We start from the raw sequence: 16,304 nt of genomic DNA, 5'->3' as shown, positions 1-16,304 counted from the left end.
TGAAATCGGAGGATTGCCATGAATCGTCGTGACCTGTTGAAAGCCCTGGCCGCCGCACCCTTGTTCACTCACGCGGGCAGCCTGCTGGCCGCACCCGCCACGGATGCGAAGCTGCTGTTCGTCTTCCTGCGCGGCGGCTATGACGCGAATAACTTGCTGGTGCCGGTCGGCAGCGATTTTTACTACGCGGCGCGGCCGAATATTGCCATCGCGAAACCGGGCGAGGAAAACGGCGCGCTGGCCTTGAACGCCGACTGGGCCTTGCATCCAGCCTTGCGCGAGAGCATTTATCCCATGTTTACGGGCGGCGAGGCGGCCTTCATCCCGTTCGCGGGCACGACGGATTTGACGCGCAGCCATTTCGAGACGCAGGATACCATCGAGTTGGGACAAGAGATCAACACGCGGCGCGACTTCCGGTCGGGTTTCCTGAACCGCCTCGTGCAGACCTTGAATGGCAGCAAGGCCGGCCCCGCCATCGCTTTCACCGACCAGCTGCCGCTGATCTTCCAGGGCGGCGTGCAAGTGCCGAACATGGCGCTGCGCTCCGTGGGCAAGTCCGGCATTGATGCGCGTCAAAGCCAGATTATCGCCGCCATGTACCGGGGCACGCCCCTGCAGCAACCCGTCAGCGCGGGCTTTGTCGTGCGCGACGACGTGACGAAGGAATTGACGGGGGAAATGCAGGCGGCCAACCGCAACGCCATCAGTACCAAGGGCTTTGAACTGGAAGCGCAGCGCATCGCCCGCTTGATGAAGGACAAGTACAACCTCGGCTTCGTCGACGTGGGCGGCTGGGATACGCACGTGGGGCAGGGCGGCGCCAGCGGCTACCTGGCGGGGCGTTTCGATGAACTGGGACGGGGACTGGCCGCGTTTTCGCAGGAAATGGGCAGCGCCTGGCGCAATACCGTCGTCGTCGTCGTCAGCGAATTTGGCCGCACCTTCCGCGAAAACGGCAACCGCGGCACGGATCACGGCCACGGCAGCGTGTTCTGGGTGCTGGGCGGCGGGATCAAGGGCAAGCAGGTGGCGGGCGAGCAAGTGGCGATTGCGCAGGCAAACCTGTTCCAGAACCGCGACATGCCCGTGCTGAATGAATACCGGGCCGTGCTGGGCGGTTTGCTGCGCCGCACCTTCGGCTTGACGCCGGCGCAACTCGACCACGTGTTTGCCGGCGTGAAACCGGCGGAACTGGGCCTCGTGTAAATCGGCGAATCTCCGTGTTACGCTACGCCTGCGCATGTGGCGCATAGCGAATACTGGCGGCCCATGGCGCCGGGCACGAATGGAGCAGCATGAACGATACCCAGCGCGACATTGTCAGCGCAGGCTTTTCCCTGGCCCTGATCGCCGTGACGGCCTTCGTCATGCAGCGTTTCTTTTTGCCGCTCGTGTGGGCCGGCATCCTGTGCGTGGCCACCTGGCCTTTGTATGTGCGCGTGCGCGCGGCGCTGGGCCAGCGCACCATCGTCGCGGCAGCCGTGCTGACCCTGGCGTTTGCCTGCATCTTCATCATTCCCGTGCTGTTCGGCGTGGCGCAGGCGGCGCGTGAAGTGCCCGTGCTGGCCAATTTCGTCGTGCATGCGAATGCCGACGGCTTGCCCGTGCCGGACTGGGTGGCGCATGTCCCGCTGGCCGGCAGCGCCATCGGCGACTGGTGGCAAGCCACCCTGAGCCAGCCGCATGGCCTGGGCCACTTCTTTGCGGGCAGCGCCGTGGGCGGCTTTCATTCCGCGCGCGACATGCTCAAGGTGCTGGGCGCGGACGTGTTTCACCGCCTGGTCGACTTCGGCCTGGCGTTTTTATGCCTGTTTTTCTTTTACAAGGATGGCGAAGCGCTGACGCGCCAGATCACGGCCGTCGGCAGCCATTTTTTGCGTCCCGAACGGTGGGGCCGCTATGCGCAAAAGATCCCTACGGCCATCCGCGCCACCGTCAACGGCCTGGTGCTGGTGGGCCTGGCCGAAGGCGTGCTGATCGGCATCGCCTATGCCATCGCCGGCTTGCCGTCACCGGCCCTGTGGGCGTTTGCCACGGGCATCCTGGCCATCATCCCGTTTGGCGCGCCGCTCGCGTATGGATGCGCAGCTGCCTTGCTGGTGTTCCAGGGCAATGTGGGCGCCGCCATCGGCGTGGCCGCCTGGGGCACCGTGGTGCTGTTTGTTGCCGACCACTTCGTGCGCCCTGGCATGATCGGCAACGCCACCCGCTTGCCTTTTCTTGCCGTGCTGTTCGGCATCCTGGGCGGCGTGGAAACCCTGGGCCTCGTGGGCTTGTTCATCGGCCCTGTCGTGATGGTGCTATTTGTTACCTTGTGGTACGAAGCGAATGCGACTGACCGCGTACCGCCGGCCAACATGCCTTCCAGCACACCTGCCAGCCCGGCCGCGCCGGAACGCACACAGTAGTGAGGGGTCGGTCAGCGTGCTGCTGGCCGGTACTGAGGCGTTCCCGGCGTGGCCGGACGGAGCTGACTTGATAACAGGGTGCGAACACCTTGTTATCAAGTCATTCTTAATGTGCCTTGGATAGAATAAGCAACCAACGGCGCATCAGCAGCACTTCAACATAGCCCGGCTCGATGCCCGTACCGCACTCGATCAAGGGATTGACGGTGTAGTAGCGCTTGCGGAAGTCGCGGCAGACGAGGATTTCGCGCTTGCCCATGCGGACGAGGAAAGAGCTTGGGGCGTATTCCAGGCCGAACCGTGAGCCAAAACCGCTATTCAATGTTGCCATGACAATTCCTTTGAGGGAGATGTGTTGAACGAGTCATCAGAATAGCATAACTACTGTATGAATACACAGCTACTGTATGAATAAACAGTATTTTTTTACTGGTGTGGTTTTTTTGATCAGTACCGGGAACATGAAAGAGAGATGAGTTTGCAAGAGAAAAATGACATGGGCATGACCACGGGCTGGACCACGAAACTGCGCCGCTTCGTCGAGGCGCGCCTGTCGCCCGAAGGCGAACTGGGCCTGCATATGACGGTGGGCGTGGCCCTGATGCTCGTCGCCATCGTGGTCTTCCACGAGATCGCCGAAGCCGTCATGGGCATGGCCCAAATCACCGTGATCGACTTGCAGGTGGCGCAGTGGTTCAACCAGCATGCCGTGCCGTGGATCACCAGTTGCCTGCTGGTCGTCACGCACATGCATGGCGTGATCGGCGCCATCACCCTGGCCGTCTTGCTGGGCTGGTATCTGCACCGCAAGGGCGCCAGCTACTGGCTGTTTACCCTGGTCATTACCATGCCGGGCGTCATGTTTTTGAACCTGCTGCTAAAGTACATTTTTGTGCGCGCGCGGCCCAGCTTTGACGAGCCCATCCTGCAGACGGCCCTGAGCACGTACAGCTTTCCCAGCGGTCATACGGCCACCTCGACGGCCCTGTACGGCTTGCTGGCCGCCTACCTGATTTGCCAGACGGCGCCGGGCGCGTGGGGCAAGCGCATCGCCATCGCGCTGGGCGCCTTCCTGATGGCCTCACTCGTGGGTTTCAGCCGCATTTACCTGGGCGCGCATTACCTGAGCGATGTGCTGGCGGCCATGGCGGAAAGCTATGGCTGGCTGGCCATCTGCATCGCCGGCGTGTCGACCCTGCGCCGCCGCCGGCATATCCGGCAAACCAGATAAGGGGAAACCATCCTGAGCAAGATTGCAGTCATCATCAATGCGGGCGCCGGTTGCGGCTATGCGCCCGACTGGGCGCAGCAGCTCGAAGCGAAATTCGCCGCCGTGGGGCTCGACGCCGCCATCACCCTGGCCGCCAGCGGCGCCGACATGATCGCCACGGCCGGGCAGGCGCTGCGCGATGGCGCGCCCATCGTCGTGGCCGGTGGCGGCGACGGCACCATCAATGCCGTCGCGTCCGTCGTTGTCGGCAGCGGCACGCCGTTTGGCGTCTTGCCGCTGGGTACCCTGAACCATTTCGCCAAGGATTTGAACATTCCGCTCGAACTCGATGCGGCGATCGCCAACGTGGCGCGGGGCGTGCCGCACCAGGTCGACGTGGGCGAAGTCAATGGCCGCATCTTCCTGAACAATTCCAGCCTGGGCCTGTATCCCGACATCGTGCGCGACCGCGAAAAGCAGCAGCGCCGGCTGGGACGGGGCAAGTGGCTGGCGTTCAGCTGGGCGCTGGTGGCCGCCTTGCGCCGCTATCCTTTCCTCAGCGTGCAATTGAAACTCAAGGACGCCGTGCATGCGCGGCGCACGCCGTTTGTCTTTATCGGTAACAATGAATACCTGATGGAAGGCTTGAATATCGGCGAGCGCGAACGGCTCGATGGCGGCCAGCTGAGCCTGTACGTGGCGCAGCGTCCGGGCCGTCTGGGATTGCTGAAGCTGGCCTTGCACGCGCTGTTCGGCAAGTTGTCGCAGGCCAAGGATTTCGACGTGCTGACGGCGACCGACCTGGAAATCGCCACGAAGCACCGGCGCCTGCGCGTGGCCACGGATGGCGAAGTGACCGTCATGAATACGCCGCTGCAGTACCGCATCCGCCCCGCCGCGCTGACGGTGCTGGTGCCTGCGCCGGCACCTTCCGGGGAGTAAGGCCATGCGTACCATCGTGCATTTGTCCGACTTGCATTTTGGCAAGGTCGACGCGGACTTGCTGGCGCCCTTGCGCGCGCTCGTCGAACGCCTGGAACCGGACGTGGTGGTGGTGTCGGGCGATTTGACGCAACGGGCCCGCAGCGCCCAGTTCCAGCAAGCGCGGCAGTTTCTCGACAGCTTGCCGGGGCCGCAGATCGTGGTGCCGGGCAACCATGACGTGCCTCTGTATAACGTCTTTTCCCGCTTCCTGACGCCGCTGGTGAAATACCGGCGCCATGTGACGGACGATCTGTCGCCCGAATATGTGGACGAGGAAATCGCCGTGCTGGGCATCAATACGGCCCGCTCGCTGACCTTCAAGGATGGCCGCATCAGCCACGAACAGATCGATTTCCTGCGCGAACGCCTGGGCCGTTTGTCGCCCGGTTTGACGCGCATCATCGTTACGCATCATCCATTTGACTTGCCCGAGCACTTCGACGACGATGATCTGGTCGACCGCGCGCCGCTGGCGCTGCAAATGTTTTCCGAATGCGGCGTGGATCTATTGCTGGCCGGGCACTTGCATGCCAGTGTGGCGGGCAACACGGCCGAGCGCTACAAGATCGCCGGCTACGCTGCCCTGATGGTGCAGGCGGGCACGGCCACGTCCACGCGGGGCAGGGGCGAATCGAATTCCTTCAACGTGCTGCGCGTGGAAAACAGTTGCATTCGCGTCGAGCGCTACAGCTGGAATGAAGACAGCGCCGACTTTGAAAAAGTCAGCACGGAAGCGTTCGCGCGCCAGGGCGGCGTGTGGGCCAGCTTGCGGCCGCTGTAGCCAGAATTAATGGGGTAGGCAACAACCGGCATCAGGAGTGGCCGGCAAAATGGCCAGGGCTAGGCGCGTTGCCGAAGACAGTACGAATAGTACGGCGAGGCAATGCAACAACGCCCTGGACTTTTTGATGGCTACTCCGCTACAGCCAGTAGTTCATGAAGCGGGCCGCCCACTCCTTCATGCGGTCGGCAATCGGCCGCGTTTCCCATTTCGCCCTGGTGATCTCTTCCGAGTCGCGCAAGTCTTCCTGGAAGGCGTTTTCCATTTCGCGGCCGAAGCTGTCGCCCAGCACGATCACGTTCAGTTCGCTGTTGTGCAGGAAGCTGCGCATGTCGATGTTGGTCGAGCCGACCGTCGACCAGGCGCCGTCGATGACGGCCGTCTTGGCGTGCAGCACGGCCAGTTTCAAGTGGAAGATGCGGATGCCGCCGGCCAGCAGCTGGTCATACAGCGCGTGTCCCGCATGGAATACGAGACCGCTGTCGGACACGCCGGGCAGCACCACGGTCACGTCCACGCCCCGTTTCGCGGCGGCCACCAGCGCGTCGACCGTCTGCTGGTCGGGCACGAAATAGGCGGACGTGATGTGGATGGATTTTTTTGCTTCCTGGATGGCCAGGATATACGCCTTGTAGATTTCGAAGCCGCCGTCCGGCTCGCTGGCCACGACGCGCACCAGCTTGTCGCCCACTTCCGACAGGGTGGGGAAGTAATTCGCGTCCGGCAAGTCGGCCTGGTCTTGCTGGGCCCAGGTGCGGATGAACAGCCACTGGAAGGCGGCCACGGCTGGGCCCTCCACTTTCACGTGGGTATCGCGCCAGCCCACGTCGCTCTTGTCGGCGGACTTGTTCTTGGAGCGGAACAGCGAGCTTTTCGCATAGGTGTCGCTGATGTTGACGCCGCCCGTAAACGCCGTCTTGCCGTCGACGATCAGCACCTTGCGGTGGTCGCGGTTGTTGATCTTCCAATCGTCGCCCTTGAGCTTGGCGGGATTGACGGGGTTGAAGGCCACCAGGTGCACGCCGGCCGCGCGCATGCGCTCGAAGAACGCCTGCGGCACGCCGAGGGTGCCCACGCTGTCGTAGATGACGTTGACCGTCACGCCCGATTGCTGCTTTTCGATGAGCATGTCGGCAAACTTCAGGCCCAGCGGGTCCTGGTCGAAGATATACGTTTCCAGGTTGATGCTGTTCTTCGCTTCGCTGATGGCCTGGAACATGGCTTCCATCGTTTGCGGGCCGTCAAACAGCAGGGTCACCTTGTTGCCCTTGATTAAAGGTACGCCCGTGGCCGCCTCTTCCAGCGCGGCCTGGGCTTTCAAGTCCATGCCGGACTTCGCCCAGCGCTTGTTGAGCAGGGCGGCGCGGCTGTTGACGTTCAGCACGGCCCCCTTGCCCGTGATCACCTTGGGCTTGGCCACCGGTTCCAGGGTGGTGTTGAGATTCTTGACGTTGGGCAGCGAGGCGCATGCAGCCAGGGTCCAGCACAGCAGTAGGGCGGTGAGGCAGGGTTGCATGCGCCTGGCGGTCATTTTTGAGCCTTGGTCGTGGGTGACAGGTTTGCCGTATCATCGGCCAATGCCAAAGGTGGCGGGTTTTTCGAGCCGAAGAAGAAGACGATGGGCGAGCGCAGGAAGCGCTTGCCCAGGATCTTCAACAGTTGCATGCCGTGCTTGAAGCGCACCTGGCGCGAACGCAGGGCCACCCACAGGGCCAGGCCGAAGCTCACCAGCAGGTTGGCCGTGCCGATGGCGAAGATGCCCGACAGCGACTTGATGGCCAGTTGCCAGCTCATGTTGTGGTCCAGGCCCACCAGCGCGGTGGCGAAGTTGGCGGCCGAGAAGGTGATGTGGCGGATATCGATCGGCAAGCCGATCAGGAAACCCAGGGTGCCGATGGAACCGAGCAGGATACCGAAATAGAAGTTACCCATCAGGCCGCCCAGGTTGTTTTCCAGGTACAAACCCAGCCGCTGCAGGCGTTCCTGGCCGATGACGCGGCCCAGGCCGCGCAATTGCGCGATGCGCTGCGCCCAGCGCGTGTACAGGGCCTGGTTGTCGTAGTAGCCGGAAATCAGGCCGGCCACGAACAGGCACACGCCGGCGATCATGGCGTAAAAGATGGCGGGGCTGCCGATGGGATCGATATCGTGCAGCAAATGCATGGCCTTCTCGGGCGTCACCAGGTTGTGCCCGGTAATCGCCTTGTAGCCGAGCGCGATCAGCCACGCCGTGGGGATGGCGGTGGCCAGGTTGCCCAGCACGGCCATGTTTTGCGTGCGGAACACCTTGTTGATCAATTCCGCCATGCTGTCGAGGTCGATATTCCGCCCATCCTTGCTGTGCAGGCCGGCGGCGATGCGCGACGCCGTCATGGCCGGCTGCTTGGTGGCCACCGTGAAATGCAGCAAGTGGATGAACATGAAGCCGATCGAGTAATTCATGCTGAACATGAAGGCTTCGACCAGCGGCGCCGAGCGCAGGTAGGACATCAATATCTTGAACAGGGCCATGAAGCCTATGATCACGCCCGCGCCCGCGGACGAGAGGAACATGGCGCCCATTTCGCGGCGGTTTTCCGCGATGTAATGCTCGCCCGTGCGGCTGGCGTTTTCCGTCACATTGCGTGCCAGCAAGTTGATATTGTCGGAAAACAGGTCGCTGACCTTGTATTTGTTGTTGTGCGCCTGGATCAGTTCCAGCGCCAGCCCGACGGCGCCCGCGCGGCGGCGGCTGACGGGTTGCGGGTGCAGCAAGTCTTGCGTGGCGTCCACCGTGATGGCGGCGATGTCCACGTTGTTCGAGGCCGGCAATTCGCCGCTCGTGTCGACGAGGAACAGCAGCTTGCGCAGGCGCTCGATGCTTTGCGCCAGCGCCACCAATAAATACGTAAGGGGAATGCTGGTGCCCTGGTACAGCGCCTTCTTGCGGATCTTGGCGATGACGGCGTCGCACTGGTCCAGCATCACCAGCAAATGGCGCGCATCTTCGATGTGCTCGAGATCGCCGTGCAGCAGATTCGTGTAGGCGTCCAGGTAGGCGTTCACTTCCGTGTTCTGCACCATGAACGGCGACTGGAACACTTCAATTTCGCTATGGAAACGCGTCAATTCCGGTTCCAGGCCCATGGCGCAGACGCGGTAGGACAGGGTGCGGATGGCGTCGAGCATGCCCGGCAACATGATATTGCCGTCGCCGACGGCCAGTTCGATGTCGTCGCTGGTGAGCACGTCGAACAGTTCCAGCCAGTCCGTGGCGGGCACGTTGCTGATCCACAAATAATCGGTCTTCAGGTACAGCACCTGGTCGAGCGCGTCGTTCAGGTATTCGTCGCCGAGGGCAGGCGGCAGCATGCGGTAGGCGATGCGGCGTTTCAATTCCGTGAAAAAGCCGCTGTTCGACAGCACGCCGATATCCGTGTACAGGCTGGCGTGGCGGCGCGCGGCCAGCACGCGCAGCACGTATTCGTGCAGGGCGCGCGCTTGCGCGGGGTTACCTTTGAGAAGCTGGCGCAGGGTGCGCACGTTGGCAATCGCGGTAGCGCTGTCGTGGGGGCGCTTGGGACGCAGTGAGTTGAATAGTTCCACCAGCAAGTCGATATTGCTGGAGTTGGGGTCAATGCGTTCGAGGATAGCTAGCATGCAGAAAAAACGGGCGAGCCGCTGTCGGTAAAACCAGTAGTGTACCGCCTGCGTCAATTCTCGCAACGTTCGCCACCGAACATTGCTTTACGGCAGGGCCTGCATTTAACGCCATTTTGCCGCTAGTGCCATAATCATGCTCACTCTTGCGTGTTGTCAGTACGCGACGCGGTTTCATGGCCTAAGCTGAAGTTTCTGTTGTACAACGCACGGATGGCTGGACAAAAAGCGAGGATAAGGTAACACTAAGATCAGACACACAGCGCATGTCCTGATCAATACCGGGAAGTTTCAATTCACGTTACCGAGATATTTATCATGCAGACCTCGTATTTTGCGCTTGCTGTGATAGGGATGGGGCCGTGGATGCTTTTTGCACCGGCCCAGGCTGCCGATGGCGCAGGCAGTGCCGCATCCACTAACGTTGCCGTGTACGGCGTGCTCGACGCGGGCATCGTGGCCGAGCGGGGCTGCGCCGCCAATTGCGCCAACACCAAGGTGTCCGGCGGCGTGGCGTCCGGCTCGCGGCTGGGCGTGCAGGGCCGCGAAGCGCTGGGTAATGACGTGTCCGCCGTATTTACCCTGGAAGCGGGCGTGCAGAACGACACGGGCCAGTCGGAAGAGGGCCGTTTGTTCGGCCGCCAGGCCTACGTGGGCCTCGACAGCCGCCTGGGCGCGCTGACCCTGGGGCGCCAGTACAATCCGCACTACCTTGCCCTGACCGACGTGGCCGACCCGTTCAAGGGCGGCATGGCCGGCAGCGCCGGCAACCTGGCCGGCTACAGCGTGAAACGCTACGACAATACCGTCAAGTACGTGACGCCCGCCTTGCGCGGCGTGACTGCCAGCGCCATCTACAGCTTTGGCGAGTCGCCGTACAGCAACGCCAGCAACCGCGCGTATGGCGCCACCCTCGGCTATTCGGCCGGCGCCGTGAATGTCAGCGTGTCGCACCAGCGCAAGAATAACCTCATTCTCGCATCCGGCACCTTGCCCGCCATCGACATGTCGGCCCGCAACACCCTGATCGCGGCGAATGTCGACCTGAAAGTGGCCACCGTCTTTGCCGCCGTGGGCGTGAACAAGGGCTATGGCAGCTCGCCGTGGGACCCGAACAACGCCTACAGCGCGCTGGCCCTGTCGATGTCGTCGTCGGACAGCCGCGACACCTTGCTGGGCGTGCCCGTGGGCGGCTTCAAGCTGCTGGCGTCCTGGGTGCGCAAGGATGACCGCGACCTGGCCAACCGCGACGCCAGCCAGATGGCCGTCGGCCTCACGTATTCCCTGTCAAAGCGCAGCGATTTCTACGCGTCCTACGCGAAGATCCACAACAAGAACGGCGCCCGCTACACGGTGGGCAATGCCAGCGACAGCGGCCGCGGCGATGCTGCCTTCAACCTGGGCTTCCGTCACGGCTTTTGAGCGGCCGTCGTGGCCGGGGCAGGGCAGCTGGCGCCCAGCCACTTGCCGCTGCTCGTCACATTCACCTGTTCCGGCGCGCCGCGCGCGCTGGTCGTCACGGCCAGCTGCATGCTGAAAGCCTGGTCGCCCGTGAACATGACCTTGCCTTCGCCGCTCGATTTCGGGTTGGCGCAAGTGAACGATACCTGCATGCCGCCCGCGATGTCCGTGTTTTTCGACTTGCAATCGCCGGGCTGGCCCGTGGGAATCTGCTTGCGCGCCGCCATGTCCGGCGTCACGCACGCCGTCACGCGCACGGCGCCGTCGGCGCCCACGGTGGGCATGGCCATGCCGCGGCTGGCCGCCATGCTTTCCAGCTGCTTGCGTTGATCGGGAGGAAGGTTGCCCAGTTGCTGCAGCACCATGGACATGGCGTTGTCGGTGGCGGCGTCCGGCGACGCCATCTTGCTGTCGACTTGCCACAGGCCCGGCTTGATGCTGGCGGATGGCGCGGCGGCCATGGCATTGGCGTGGCTGCCTAAGGCGGCGCAAGCCAGCAGGGTCAGGCGTAGCAGGGATTTTTTCATCGTGGGGTCTCCGGTATGGGCAGACCCCAGCATACGGCATGGCAAGCGGGGCACGCTTGCCATTGTGTTACAAACTGTGATCGGGCTCGATGCGGCGCACGTCCACGCAGGCGATGCGGCGCTCGTCGGCCTCGATGATTTCATAACGCAAATCATCGAGTTCCAGCACTTCGCCCACGGCCGGCATGTTCTCGAAATGCGCCAGCAGGAAGCCGGCCAGCGAGTTGTATTCGCCATCTTCGCTGACCAGGGTTTCCGTCTCGAATACTTGCTCCAGGTAATGCAGGTCCGTCGCGCCATCGATGCGCCAGTGGCCGGGGCCCAGCACTTCCACGTCCGGCTGCTCGTCCTCGTCGGGGAATTCGCCGGCGATGGCTTCCAGGATGTCGATGGGCGTGAGCACGCCCTGCACGGTGCCGAACTCGTCGACCACCAGCACCAGCTGGCCGCGCGAGCGCTTTAACGTTTCCATGGCTTTCAGCACGCCGGCTGCTTCCGGCACGACGACGGCTTCGCGCATGCTGTCCGGGTCGATCTTGGCGCGCGAGACCAGGTCCTCGATCAGGTCCTTGCTGCGCGCGATGCCGACCACGTTATCCAGGTCGTCATTGCAGACAGGAATCATGCTGTGCGGCGTTTCGCGCAGCAATTGCAGCATCTTTTCGCTGCTGTCGTTCAGGTTGACCCACGACACGTCGCCGCGCGGCGTCATGACGGAGCGGATCGAGCGTTCGGCCAGGGTCAGCACGCCGCTGACCATGTTGCGCTCTTCCACGCCGAAGGCGGAAACGTCGGGCAGTTCCTTGACTTCGTGCTCTTCCACGGCTTCGCGGCCCTTGCGTCCGCCCAGCAGGCTCAACACGGCTTGCGCCGTGCGGTCGCGCAGCGGGGCGTTCGACTGCAGCTTGAGGAAGTTGCGGCGCGCCAGCTGATTGAAGAATTCGATGACAATCGAGAAACCGATAGCGGCGTACAAATATCCTTTCGGAATGTGGAAGCCCAGGCCTTCGGCCACCAGCGACAGGCCGATCATCAGCAGGAAGCTCAGGCACAGCACGACGACGGTGGGGTGGGCGTTGACGAAGCGCGTCAGCACTTTCGACGCCAGCATCATGACGACGATGGAAATGACGACGGCCGCCATCATCACGTACAGGTTTTCCACCATGCCGACGGCCGTGATGACGGCGTCGAGCGAAAAGACGGCGTCGAGCACGACGATCTGCGCCACCACGAGGCCGAAGCCGGCGTAGACTTTCGGGCCTGTCTGGGCGTGCGTGACCCCTTCGAGGCGCTCGTGCAGCTCGCTGGTGGCCTTGAACAGCAGGAACAGGCCACCGACGAGCAGGATCAGGTCGCGTCCCGAAAACGAGAATGTCAGTATGGAAAACAATGGCGTGGTCAGGGTGACCAGCCAGGAAATCAGCGAGAGCAGGCCCAGGCGCATGACGAGGGCCAGGGTCAGGCCCAGCACCCTGGCCTTGTCGCGCTGGTGCGGCGGCAATTTTTCGGCCAGGATGGCGATGAAAATCAGGTTGTCGATCCCCAGTACGATTTCCAGTACGACCAGCGTCAGCAGGCCGACCCAGATTGTCGGGTCAAATAACCATTCCATGTGTATAACCTTGTAAAGTCGATCAGTGTAAAGCGTGCCTGGTGGCTAAAGCCCCGGGCGCGTGGGTGCTGCATGCATGTCTTCAGGGGCGGACGCGCGGCGGCCGGGTGGCCAGCCGCACGTCCGCTTCGGCAAGTGCGCCCGGTCCCGCTTGCCAAATGATGGCGCAAAACGGCGCCCCCTGGCGCGAGGTCGGGTACAGCGTGATGGGGTCGTTGTCGCATTCTTCAGTATCGCAGCTGTCGCCAGGCAGGCCCGCATGGAGGCTGGCGTCGGCACAATCGATGCCGAAGGCGGGCGTGGCGGCAGCGCCGGCCGCGATTGCATGCTGGAATGGGGAAGGACTGGCGTAGGCCATGCTGGCGAACGCCTGGGGTAACGCGATGAAAACAAAAAGGCAGAGCAGGACGAGAGCTCGTCTCATATACAGGCATATAGTTCTGGAACCATGGAGTATAACACGGGCACATAACAGCTCGATGACAGGACTTGCGTAAGTGATAAGTATGCCGTAAATTGCGAGAGCAATGATTTCCCTGGGCGGCGAAGACGCAGCGCGGGTCCATGGCAATTCTTGCGTTTGCATTCCATGGCGCCGCTTTTGCGCTTGTCTAAAACGTAGTGTTACCAGGACTCTGCCTTGAAACCCATTACCGCCCTCCTGCTTGCCGCCGGCATCCTCTCGCCTTCGTTCATCCTTGCCGCCACCCCGGTGGAAGCGGCGCCGACCCAGAAAGCCGGCAAGGCTGCGCCCGGCCGCGCCGCCGTCAAAGTCACGTCCGTCGAAGGCATCACCGAATACCGCCTGGCCAACGGCTTGCGCGTGCTGCTGTTCCCCGACGCCAGCAAGCCCACTTTGACCACCAACATCGTCTACCTGGTCGGTTCGCGCCATGAAAACTATGGCGAAACGGGCATGGCCCACTTGCTCGAGCACTTGCTCTTCAAGCCCAGCGCCAATTTCGGCGTCAAGAAGGGGAGCAAGACCCCGGTCGAGATCCTGAACTCGACGGGCGCCCAGTTCAACGGCACCACCTGGTACGACCGCACCAATTACTACGCCACCTTCCCCGCCAACGACGACAACCTGCGCCAGATGCTGGCCATGGAAGCGGACCGCATGGTGAACGCCGCCATCGACCAGAACGACCTGTGGAATCCGAAGACGCAGAAGGGCGAAATGACCGTCGTGCGCAACGAGTTCGAGATGGGCGAGAGCGACCCGATCGGCGTGACGAGCGAACGCATCCAGGCCGTCGCCTACGACTGGCACAACTATGGCAAGTCGACCATCGGCGCCCGTTCCGACATCGAACAGGTGAACATTCCCCGCCTGCGCGCGTTTTACCATAAATATTATCAGCCGGATAACGCCGTGCTGATGGTGGCAGGCCGCTTCGACGAAGCCAAGGTCTTGAAGCAGATCAATGAGCTGTTCGGCAAGATCCCGAAACCGACGCGCGTGATCGAGCCGACCTACACGGCCGAACCCGTGCAGGATGGCGAGCGCGCCGTGACGGTGCGCCGCAGCGGCGGCACGCAGTTCGTCGGCGCCGGCTACCACGTGGCGCCGTCCGGCAACCCGGACGCCGTCGCCATCGAGGTGCTGGGCCACGTGCTGACGGACGCGCCGGCCGGCCGCCTGCACAAGGCGCTGGTGGAAACCAAGCTGGCCAGCAAGATCGAATACAACTCCGTGAGCAACCTGGAGCCGGGCTACAACCTGTTTGGCGCGCTGGTGCCCGTCGATGGCAACCTTGATGCGGCGCAAGCTGCCATGCTGAAAGTGCTGGAAGACTTGAAATCGCAGCCGGTCACGGACGCGGAAGTGGCGCGCGTGAAACAGCAGCTGAACAAGCAGATCGAACTGGCCACCTCGAACACGGCGAGCCTGACGATCGCCCTGACGGAATCGCTGGCGGCCGGCGACTGGCGCCTGTTCTTCCTGCAGCGCGACCAGCTCGACAAGCTGACGACGGCGCAAGTGCAGGCGGCGGCCGAGAAATACCTGAAGAGCTCGAACCGCACCCTGGGCCGCTTCATCCCGACCGATGCGCCGGACCGCACCGTCGTGCCGGCCTACGCCGACGTGGCGCCGCAACTGGCCGGCTACACGGGCCGCGCCGTCGTGGCGCAGGGCGAAGCGTTCGACCCAAGCCCCGACAATATCGAAGCGCGCACCACGCGCTTCACCCTGCCGAACGGCTTGAAGGGCGCCTTGCTGCCGAAGAAAACCAAGGGCAGCACCGTCAGCGTCGTGTTGAAACTGCGGATCGGCAGCGAAGAGAGTTTGCGCGGCAAGGGGCAAGTGGGCAGCTACACGGCGAATCTGTTGTCGCGCGGCACGGATAAACTGTCGCGCCAGGAAGTGAAGGATAAGTTCGACCAGCTGGGCATGCAGGTCGCCATCACGGGCGGCGCCGAGGGCGTCACCGCCATGCTGACAGGCAAGCGCGAAAACTTGCCTGCTGCCATGGACTTGCTGGCGCAAGTGCTGCAAAAGCCGGCCTTGAACGAGACGGAATTCCTGGAATTGCAGCGCGAGCGCGTCGGCCGCGCGGAGCAGGAATTGCCTGAACCGCAACCGCTGGCCGTGAACGCCTTCCGCCGCCTGCTCGACGCCACGCCGGAAGGCCATGTGCGCCACGTGGCCACCTTGCCGGCCGAGCTGGCGCAATGGAAAGCCATCCAGGTGGCCGACGTGAAAGCCTTCCATGGCGCCTACTATGGCGCGTCGAACGCGACTTTCGCTGCCGTGGGCGACTTCGACCCGGCCGCGCTGAAGGCGCAAGTGGCCAGCCTGTACGGCAGCTGGAAGGCGCAGCAGCCGTATGTGCGCATTCTTGACACCGTCAAGCCCGTCAGCGGCGAGAAAGTCACATTGGAAACGCCGGACAAGGCGAACAGCGTGCTGTTCGCCATCCAGCCGATTCCCCTCAAGGATGACGCCGCCAGCTATCCCGCCTTGCTGATCGCCAATCACATGCTCGGCGGCGGCGCCTTGCGCAGCCGCCTGGCCGACCGCATCCGCCAGAAGGAAGGCCTGTCGTACGGCGTCGGCTCGCAAGTGAGCATTCCATCGCGCGAACCGGCCGGTTACTGGATGGCGTATGCCATCAGTGCGCCGCAAAACACGGTCAAGGTGGAAGCGGCCCTGCGCGAGGAAATCGCCAAGGTGCTGGCCGACGGTTTCACGCAAGATGAATTGACGGAAGCGAAAAAGGGCTGGCTGCAATCGGAAGAAGTGGAGCGCACGCAGGATGCGGGCCTGGCGCGCGAACTGGCCGGCTATCTGGCGCAAGACCGTACCATGGCGTACAACAAGGACCTGGAAGCCAAAGTGGCCGCCTTGACCCTGGCGCAGGTGAACCAAGGCTTGCGCGACTACCTGAAGCCTTCGGCCGTGTCGATCGTGACGGCGGGCGACTTCGCCAAGGTGGCGAAAGAGGGTGAAAGCGGCGCCAAGGCAACGACGTCGAAATAAGCTGCTTCAAAATAAGCTGCTTTAAATGGAAAAAACCCGTTGGCAAGTGACCTTGCCAGCGGGTTTTTTTACGATCTTGATTTTGATGTCAACATCCCGACACCGAACAAAACCGTAGCGAGCGGAAGGGAGAGGTGGCCGAGAAGCGCAACCGTACTAAAGTACGGTGAGCATCGCAAGCCGCCTATACCG

13 protein-coding genes are annotated in these 16,304 nt (G+C 62.8%); 7 read left to right on the top strand and 6 right to left on the bottom strand.

Annotation, left to right across the window (positions count from 1 at the left end; all coding sequences use genetic code 11):
- The first annotated feature begins 18 nt into the window (after positions 1–18).
- Both CLU94_RS05525 and CLU94_RS05520 read left to right on the top strand, forming a co-directional pair.
- Positions 19–1,209 carry a DUF1501 domain-containing protein gene (locus tag CLU94_RS05525; protein WP_099664904.1) on the top strand — a complete coding sequence of 397 codons (1,191 nt, stop codon included), beginning with the start codon at positions 19–21 and terminating at the stop codon, positions 1,207–1,209.
- Positions 1,210–1,298: 89 nt separating this feature from the next.
- The gene (locus CLU94_RS05520) at positions 1,299–2,411 is read left to right on the top strand and encodes an AI-2E family transporter (RefSeq protein ID WP_099664903.1); all 1,113 of its coding nucleotides are present in this window, start codon (positions 1,299–1,301) and stop codon (positions 2,409–2,411) included.
- Between the two features lie 106 nt (positions 2,412–2,517).
- Here CLU94_RS05520 and CLU94_RS05515 read toward each other — a convergent pair whose 3' ends face one another.
- Positions 2,518–2,742, bottom strand: coding sequence for a hypothetical protein (locus tag CLU94_RS05515; protein WP_010396348.1), 225 nt, complete (start codon positions 2,740–2,742; stop codon positions 2,518–2,520).
- Positions 2,743–2,883: 141 nt separating this feature from the next.
- Here CLU94_RS05515 and CLU94_RS05510 point away from each other — a divergent pair, with 141 nt between their 5' ends.
- Genes CLU94_RS05510 through CLU94_RS05500 form a run of 3 tightly spaced genes read left to right on the top strand, consistent with a single transcriptional unit; the run spans position 2,884 to position 5,386 of the window.
- Positions 2,884–3,642 (top strand): phosphatase PAP2 family protein, encoded by a 759-nt coding sequence (locus CLU94_RS05510; RefSeq protein WP_257218687.1) that lies wholly within the window; start codon positions 2,884–2,886, stop codon positions 3,640–3,642.
- A gap of 12 nt (positions 3,643–3,654) precedes the next feature.
- Positions 3,655–4,563, top strand: coding sequence for a diacylglycerol/lipid kinase family protein (locus tag CLU94_RS05505; RefSeq protein ID WP_099664902.1), 909 nt, complete (start codon positions 3,655–3,657; stop codon positions 4,561–4,563).
- Positions 4,564–4,567: 4 nt separating this feature from the next.
- Positions 4,568–5,386 (top strand): metallophosphoesterase family protein, encoded by an 819-nt coding sequence (locus tag CLU94_RS05500; RefSeq protein ID WP_099664901.1) that lies wholly within the window; start codon positions 4,568–4,570, stop codon positions 5,384–5,386.
- Between the two features lie 139 nt (positions 5,387–5,525).
- Here the strand turns inward: CLU94_RS05500 and cls are convergent, their stop codons facing one another.
- Positions 5,526–6,902, bottom strand: a complete 1,377-nt coding sequence (cls, locus tag CLU94_RS05495) for a cardiolipin synthase (RefSeq protein WP_373609921.1) — start codon at positions 6,900–6,902, stop codon at positions 5,526–5,528.
- An 11-nt stretch (positions 6,903–6,913) separates the two neighbouring features.
- Complete coding sequence (locus tag CLU94_RS05490; RefSeq protein WP_099668176.1) at positions 6,914–9,025, bottom strand: site-specific recombinase; 2,112 nt, start codon at positions 9,023–9,025, stop codon at positions 6,914–6,916.
- A 366-nt stretch (positions 9,026–9,391) separates the two neighbouring features.
- On the opposite strand from CLU94_RS05490, the gene CLU94_RS05485 reads away from it, so the two are divergent.
- Complete coding sequence (locus tag CLU94_RS05485) at positions 9,392–10,447, top strand: porin (RefSeq protein WP_257218686.1); 1,056 nt, start codon at positions 9,392–9,394, stop codon at positions 10,445–10,447.
- On the opposite strand, the gene CLU94_RS05480 is transcribed toward CLU94_RS05485, so the two are convergent.
- The 3 genes from CLU94_RS05480 to CLU94_RS05470 all read right to left on the bottom strand — a co-directional run bounded on the left by CLU94_RS05480 (position 10,435) and on the right by CLU94_RS05470 (position 12,986).
- Entirely contained in the window at positions 10,435–11,013 is a 579-nt protein-coding gene (locus CLU94_RS05480) for a DUF3617 domain-containing protein (RefSeq protein ID WP_099664898.1), read from the bottom strand. The genes CLU94_RS05485 and CLU94_RS05480 overlap by 13 nt on opposite strands.
- A 67-nt stretch (positions 11,014–11,080) precedes the next feature.
- Positions 11,081–12,628, bottom strand: coding sequence for a TerC family protein (locus tag CLU94_RS05475; RefSeq protein WP_099664897.1), 1,548 nt, complete (start codon positions 12,626–12,628; stop codon positions 11,081–11,083).
- Positions 12,629–12,710: 82 nt separating this feature from the next.
- Entirely contained in the window at positions 12,711–12,986 is a 276-nt protein-coding gene (locus CLU94_RS05470; RefSeq protein ID WP_099664896.1) for a hypothetical protein, read from the bottom strand.
- A 282-nt stretch (positions 12,987–13,268) separates the two neighbouring features.
- Between CLU94_RS05470 and CLU94_RS05465 the strand changes: the two genes are divergently transcribed.
- Positions 13,269–16,112: a M16 family metallopeptidase gene (locus CLU94_RS05465; protein WP_099664895.1), complete on the top strand. Its 2,844-nt coding sequence runs from the start codon at positions 13,269–13,271 to the stop codon at positions 16,110–16,112.
- The last annotated feature ends 192 nt before the right edge of the window (positions 16,113–16,304 follow it).

The organism is Janthinobacterium sp. 13, assembly GCF_002749695.1.
GTDB classification, from domain to species: Bacteria; Pseudomonadota; Gammaproteobacteria; order Burkholderiales; family Burkholderiaceae_D; genus Janthinobacterium; species Janthinobacterium kumbetense.
This window is presented reverse-complemented; position numbering and strand designations above follow the sequence as displayed.